This window comes from Dyella sp. 01N36, assembly GCF_056399745.1.
In genome coordinates, this window is the sequence record NZ_JBFTRY010000303.1 from 1 (window position 1) to 2801 (window position 2801).

Here is a 2801-nt window from a genome sequence, read left to right on the forward strand (position 1 = left end):
CCGCTCGTCAGATCGAAGCCGGTCGTCGTTGCATCACCCGTTTTGTGAAGCGCGGCGGCAAGCTGTGGATCCGTGTGTACCCGGATAAGCCCATCACCAAGAAGCCCATCGAAGTTCGAATGGGTGCCGGTAAGGGTGGCGTCGAATACTGGGTCGCTCCGATCCAGCCGGGCCGCATGCTCTATGAAATCGAGGGTATCGACGAGGCGACGGCACGCGAGGCGTTCCGCCTGGCCGCCGCCAAGCTCTCGGTCCAGACCCAATTCGTGACCCGGGCGGTGATGTGATATGGCCATCAAAGATTTGACCACCAAGTCGGCCGACGAGCTGAACAAGCATCTGCTGGACCTCCGCAAGGAGCAGTTCAATCTGCGCATGCAGAAGGGCACCGGCCAGCTCAATCAGCCGCACCAGCTGCGCCGCGTTCGGCGCGACATCGCCCGCACGAAGTTCGTGCTCGGCGGAAAGAAGTAAGGGACGGCTGATATGAGCGACAACCAAAAGCAGACGCGCACCCTCGAGGGCCGCGTCATCAGTAACAAGATGGACAAGACCGTGACGGTCCTGATCGAGCGCCAGGAACAGCATCCGCTGATCGGCAAGATCATCCGTCGTTCGACCAAGCTTCACGCACAGGACGACCTGGGCGCGAACGAGGGCGACCTGGTCCGCATTGCAGAATGCCGTCCCTTGTCCAAGACCAAGCATCACCGCGTGGTCGAAATCATCACGCGCGCTAACGTCTAAGGGAGGGTGCAGACATGATCCAGATGCAAAGCACGCTATCCGCGGCCGATAACAGCGGTGCTCGCGAACTGATGTGCATCAAGGTGCTCGGCGGCTCCAAGCGCCGTTACGCCGCGATCGGTGACGTTATCAAGGTCACCGTGAAAGATGCCATCCCCCGCGGCAAGGTGAAGAAGGGCGAGGTGTACAACGCCGTGGTGGTTCGTACCGCCAAGGGTGTGCGCCGTCCCGATGGCTCGCTGATCCGTTTCGACGGCAACGCAGCGGTCCTCCTCAACAACAAGCTCGAGCCGATTGGCACCCGTATCTTCGGGCSGGTCACTCGCGAGCTGCGCAGCGAGAAGTTCATGAAGATCGTCTCCCTCGCGCCCGAAGTGCTCTGAGCGGAGACTAGACCATGAACCGTATCCGCAAGGGTGATCAGGTCCTCGTGATCACCGGCAAAAACAAGGGTCAGCGCGGCGACGTGCTGCGCGTTGATGGCGACCGCGTGTTCGTCTCCAACGTGAACCTGGTCAAGCGTCACACCAAGCCGAATCCGCAGGCCAACCAGGCCGGTGGCATCGTCGAGCGTGAGGCTTCGATCCACCTCTCCAACGTCCAGCTGTTCAACTCCGCCACGGGCAAGGGTGAACGCGTTGGCGCCAAGACGCTCTCTGATGGGCGTAAGGTGCGCGTGTTCAAGTCCTCCGGCGAAGTCGTGGACGCGTAAGGAATTAACTATGACGACGCGTCTCGAAAACTTTTACAAAGACCAGGTCATCCAGAAGCTCACCGAGCGCTTTGGTTACCAGAACGTGATGCAGGTTCCCCGCATCACCAAGATCACGCTGAACATGGGCGTGGGCGAAGCGGCGGGCAACAAGAAAGTGCTCGAAAACGCCGTGGCCGACATGGCCAAGATCGCCGGCCAGAAGCCGATCCAGACCAAGGCCCGCGTGTCGGTTGCCTCGTTCAAGATCCGCGACGGCTGGCCGATCGGCTGCAAGGTCACCCTGCGCCGCGCGCAGATGTGGGAATTCCTCGATCGCCTGATCAACATCTCGCTGCCGCGTACGCGCGACTTCCGTGGTGTGTCGGGTCGCGCTTTTGACGGCCGCGGTAACTACAACTTCGGCGTCAAAGAGCAGATCATCTTCCCGGAAATCGACTTCGACGCCGTCGACGCGATGCGTGGCATGGATATCTCCATCACCACCACCGCCAAGTCGGACGACGAAGCCAAAGCGCTGCTGGAAGCCTTCAGCTTCCCGTTCCGCAACTGATACACGCGAGAGATATCTATCCATGGCAAAGACCTCGATGGTCAACCGCGATATCAAGCGGACCAAGCTCGTCAAGAAGTACGCCGCCAAGCGCGCCGAACTGAAGGCGATCGTGCTGAGCCCCAACGCCTCGTATGACGAGAAGATGGAAGCCCAGACCAAGCTGCAGAAGCTGCCGCGCGACGCGAGCCCGTCTCGCCAGCGCACCCGCTGTGCTCTGACCGGCCGTCCGCGCGCCGTGTATCAGAAGTTCGGCTTGGGCCGCAACAAGCTGCGCGAAGCCACCATGCGTGGTGACGTGCCTGGCCTGCGCAAGGCCAGCTGGTAATACCCCAAACAGGGCGTTGACGGGTTTCGGCCCGTTGGCGTTCGATGCGGCGGTGGGCATCAGCCTGCCGCCGTTGGCGCGATTTATGCGCTGATGTTCGCAAAGTCGGAAAAAGCTGTTATAGTCGTCGGTCTGCGTTCCGCAGGTCGGCACTGTGCCGGCTCACAATTGAATTGATTTCCGGTTTTTCGGATATCGGTGCACTCTGAAGGATGTTTTCATGAGCATGACTGATCCCATCGCCGATCTGTTTACGCGCATCCGCAATGCCCAGCTCACGGGCAAGCAGACCGTAAACATGCCGTCGTCGAAGCTGAARGTGGCMATCGCCAACCTTCTCAAGAATGAGGGCTATATCCTCGACGCCAAGGCCTCCTCCGTGGAAGGCAAGCCGGTGCTCGAGATCAAGCTCAAGTATTTCGAAGGCCGTCCGGCTATCGAAACCATTGCCCGTGTCAGCC

General features: G+C 60.3%; 8 protein-coding genes. All 8 read left to right on the forward strand.

Annotated elements, in window-relative coordinates; translation table 11 throughout:
- A partial coding sequence (rplP, locus tag AC1DMG_RS21350; protein ID WP_477181076.1) for a 50S ribosomal protein L16 occupies window positions 1-287 on the forward strand: 287 nt, incomplete at its 5' end.
- A gap of 1 nt (window position 288) precedes the next feature.
- A complete protein-coding gene (gene rpmC / locus AC1DMG_RS21355) occupies window positions 289-474 on the forward strand; it encodes a 50S ribosomal protein L29 (RefSeq protein ID WP_046972906.1) in 186 nt (61 codons plus the stop codon).
- Window positions 475-486: 12 nt separating this feature from the next.
- The gene (gene rpsQ, locus AC1DMG_RS21360; protein ID WP_038620426.1) at window positions 487-747 is read left to right on the forward strand and encodes a 30S ribosomal protein S17; all 261 of its coding nucleotides are present in this window, start codon (window positions 487-489) and stop codon (window positions 745-747) included.
- Window positions 748-761: 14 nt separating this feature from the next.
- The gene (rplN, locus tag AC1DMG_RS21365; RefSeq protein ID WP_477181077.1) at window positions 762-1130 is read left to right on the forward strand and encodes a 50S ribosomal protein L14; all 369 of its coding nucleotides are present in this window, start codon (window positions 762-764) and stop codon (window positions 1128-1130) included.
- A gap of 14 nt (window positions 1131-1144) precedes the next feature.
- Window positions 1145-1459 carry a 50S ribosomal protein L24 gene (gene rplX / locus AC1DMG_RS21370; protein ID WP_441605431.1) on the forward strand — a complete coding sequence of 105 codons (315 nt, stop codon included), beginning with the start codon at window positions 1145-1147 and terminating at the stop codon, window positions 1457-1459.
- Between the two features lie 10 nt (window positions 1460-1469).
- Window positions 1470-2012 (forward strand): 50S ribosomal protein L5, encoded by a 543-nt coding sequence (gene rplE, locus AC1DMG_RS21375; RefSeq protein WP_441605432.1) that lies wholly within the window; start codon window positions 1470-1472, stop codon window positions 2010-2012.
- A 22-nt stretch (window positions 2013-2034) separates the two neighbouring features.
- Complete coding sequence (rpsN, locus tag AC1DMG_RS21380) at window positions 2035-2340, forward strand: 30S ribosomal protein S14 (protein ID WP_441605433.1); 306 nt, start codon at window positions 2035-2037, stop codon at window positions 2338-2340.
- Window positions 2341-2560: 220 nt separating this feature from the next.
- Window positions 2561-2801: 30S ribosomal protein S8 (gene rpsH / locus AC1DMG_RS21385; RefSeq protein ID WP_477181078.1), on the forward strand; the 241-nt coding region annotated here is incomplete at its 3' end.